The organism is Bartonella sp. AD328YNZD (assembly GCF_042196425.1).
Genome location: NZ_JBHIQG010000250.1, coordinates 1 through 3,559 on the forward strand (window position 1 = coordinate 1; position 3,559 = coordinate 3,559).

General features: G+C 32.3%; 4 protein-coding genes. All 4 read right to left on the minus strand.

Annotation, left to right across the window (positions count from 1 at the left end):
* On the minus strand, positions 1–265 hold a 265-nt coding region (locus tag ACFIO3_RS10100; RefSeq protein ID WP_375704399.1), incomplete at its 3' end, for a recombinase RecT.
* Positions 266–337: 72 nt separating this feature from the next.
* Positions 338–1,132, minus strand: a complete 795-nt coding sequence (locus ACFIO3_RS10105) for a hypothetical protein (RefSeq protein ID WP_375608803.1) — start codon at positions 1,130–1,132, stop codon at positions 338–340.
* A gap of 1,552 nt (positions 1,133–2,684) precedes the next feature.
* Positions 2,685–2,957: a type II toxin-antitoxin system YafQ family toxin gene (locus tag ACFIO3_RS10110; protein ID WP_375608804.1), complete on the minus strand. Its 273-nt coding sequence runs from the start codon at positions 2,955–2,957 to the stop codon at positions 2,685–2,687.
* Position 2,958: 1 nt separating this feature from the next.
* A complete protein-coding gene (locus ACFIO3_RS10115) occupies positions 2,959–3,216 on the minus strand; it encodes a type II toxin-antitoxin system RelB/DinJ family antitoxin (protein ID WP_375608806.1) in 258 nt (85 codons plus the stop codon).
* Positions 3,217–3,559: the final 343 nt, after the last annotated feature.

The window sequence follows — 3,559 nt, forward strand, 5'->3', positions numbered from 1 at the left end:
TGCCATCAAAGTCAGGATTTGATTTGATGATCTTTATCCACCCATCAATAGAAACAACGGGTATGATACCGCCGCCTCTTTTAGGGAATGCATAGATTTCTTTTGTTAATGGGTTTAATCCATAAGTATTGGCAACAGAGATAAAAGCAGCGAATTCTTCATCAGAGAAGTTATGATTGATACATGTTTTGATAATTGTCTTTCGAAATTGATCATGAGAAAACCCATATTTGTTTGCCATGGTTGTTAAAGGAGAATTTGTCATGTTGGTTTCCTTGATTTGCGCGCAATTCCCCCGTGGCGTGAATCACGCTTGTGTTAAAAGGCTGGTTGGTTGTTAAATTTTTATGTCTTGAGGAATTCTCGTGTTTCCGCGAATATTAGCTAATCCACGAATTTCGGCATTTCTAAAGATCTTGACTGCGTCATAAATGCGAGCACTATCATAAACTTTTGCATCTCCAAAAATCTCAACATTTCCATAATTAATATCATCCTCATACGTGAAATTGGAGCATGATATAATGACATCACCATAAACTTTAGCATTGTTATAAATGAGAGCAGGACCACAAATTATTGCGTTCCCATATACACGAGCATTGTCGTAAACATTGGCACTATTCTTTATTCGTGCATTTTCAAAAACTGCCGCGTCACCATAAATGAGTGCGCTATTGTAAACTTCTGCATCACCGTAAACATGAGATTTGTCGCGAACAACAGCATCACCAAAAACATGTGCACTACCAGAAACTTTGGCATTACCAAAAACAACAGCACGACTGTAAACTTGTGCATCAGAATAAACTGAAGCATTTCCACTAATACAGGCGCCATCAAATATCTTGGCATTATGAAAAATGGTAGCGCTTTCAAGCACCTTGGCATCATCATAGACCCAGCAATTGCCATCATGGGATAAATTACTTTCACCTTGTATAAAACCGCCTAAATCACCTTTTTTGACGTCTCCAAAATCTCTTAAAGCTCTAATTCTATGAAGTGTTTTAAAGCAAACCTCTATTGTCTCACCTGTAAATTCGTATTTTTTTGCAGGCTCTTGTTGATTAGCAAGAGCGGTTTCATTTGCATTTAAAGATATAAGGGGGGTGTTGTTTGAATTTGTCATTTTAAATTCTTTCTAATCGTAATGAAGTTTTCAATTGACGCGCTATAAAGGCGCCGGGCGTTGAAAACACGGCGATTAGTCCGTCGTCACACTTTTCCCATAAGGGTATTGCATGGTGTGACACACCCGACAAAATCATTATACGCTTTAATACGTATAAAAAACAGTCAGTATTTTAAAGACTTTGGAAAGATTGTTTCGTAACCTATCCGCTAATCGTTAAGTGTTTTCAGCACTTGAGTATTTATATAACAAAATACGTATTTATTGTCAAATAATATTTTATCTTTCTTGATATTTTTTTGTACTTTTTAAATGCGTTGTGTGTTAATAATATCATATGCTTATGAATTTCTTCTTTTATATTTATATGCTTTTAAATCTATATTATGGGTTTTATAAAACAATTACGTTATGTTTTGAATCTATACATTTATAATATTTAGAAACGCTCTCATAATGCGTATTTTTAACTTTATAACCTATCAGTTTTTTACTAAATGAATTTAAATTTTTTTGTGAATTTTGTTTATAAGGGGCTCTAATTTAAACAACCTTAATAGGCACTGTGCTCTTTATAACCAACGCGTTCATTTGCATGTGATTATGAAAACCTGCTTTTTCACGTATTCTCTATAGCTGTTATGTTTTTTATAGCCATGGCATCATTTTCATAAGAGAAACGATAAATAGGATATATGATAATTGTAATTTAGAGACTGTTATGAAAACATCTAAAGAGAGATTGATAACTATAGAGATCAGTAAAATCCTTTTTAATAGACCGTGTCAGTGTTGTCAGTTCCTTTTAGACTCTCTATTATTTTTTTTAATGAGAAAAATTAAAAACATTATATTTCAATAGGTTAATGTTTTTAAGATATAACTCATATCAAGAGTACAGTCTTTAAAGATAACCAATGATGTGAATTGATTAAAACTTGTCAGTTATGTGTCAGTAAATTGAACTGACAAAAGTGATCATTTTAGTGAGTGATTAAAGCGTATCTTATGAAAAGCGTATGAAATTGAAAACTGATTACGTTATCAAAATCCCTTTTATGAATTTTAATCAGTTCTTTTGAATAGATAACCTTATGATTTAGAGAATTGATTATAACGTGCTTTATGAAAGCATGTGAACCTTTTTAAAGCCTTTCAAAAGATAGCTTGTAACTTATAGAAATGCTATAAAGACCATTATGGTTATGAATTTTGAGGATTTTGAGGGTTCCTTTTACCCCCCGTTATATATTTTTTTTCAATCAAAAAATAAAAGTTATTATATTTCAATATGTTAATGTTTTAAATAAACAACCCATATTACACACAACACGTAAATACAATCTGTAATATATATAAAAAGGGGTTTTGAAGGTATTTTGAGGGTTTGAGAAACCTTCAAAACCTATAAGTAATATAAGAAAATGAATATATATAACTCTCTTTAAACAAAGCTATCATTTTAGATTACGGTATAACCTCTTAAAGGCAATGTAAAAAAATCTAATTATGTAGAGAAAAATTAGAGTATTTTTAACTCCTCATATAATTATTCTTTGAAAAGGTCAGAGTGCGTTCCTGTACGAATAAGATGTAATTTATCTACTTCTATTCTATAAATAAGCAGCCAATCTGGTTTGATATGAATATCATGATATCCTACCCAATCGCCTTTTAGTGGATGATCACAGTAATGTCTTGGTAATGGCTTTTCTTCAATTAGAAGACTCAATAGTGTACGCAGCTTATTCATATTTTTACCGCGTTTTTCCGCTTTGCGCACGTCACGTTTAAATTGTCTTGAGCGAACAGGTATCAGCATATTAAATGCCTAAGTCCTTAAAAAGGGCATCAGCGTTTTTAAATATCTTACCTTTACCTTCATCTAATTCCTTTATAGCTTTACGTGTGACACTATTAGGTACTTTAAGATCAAAAGGCAAACAACCTTCTTCAGCGACACGCAAAAATGTTATGCGGATAAGGTCTGATGCGCTTAATCCCATGCGTTCTAAAGTAATCATCGCTTGTTTTTTCATTTCAGCAGGAATGCGAGCTCGAACAACAGAATCGGCTTTCATGATTTGTACCTCCATTTACACCTTTATTATAATGTAGCTACACTGTAGCCTCAAGTCAATTTTTTTAGAATTTAAAACCCTTTGGACAGCAGGTATGGCAAAAAGAACTCCACGAAAAGAATCCTTGATTTGCAATAATTAAGAGGAATGTTGCTAAATCCTATTCTTTTAACTTTATTTTGTTATCCCTCATAGTAAAGAAGATTTTATGTAAGCAACTTAACAAAAGAGGTATAGATTATAGCTATACTCTATACCCCTTGTGAGTTTATCATACCCATTATGTGAGCATGCTTTATAAGTTATTCAGTTTCTCTTATTTCTAATTTTGGTAAGTTTTTTA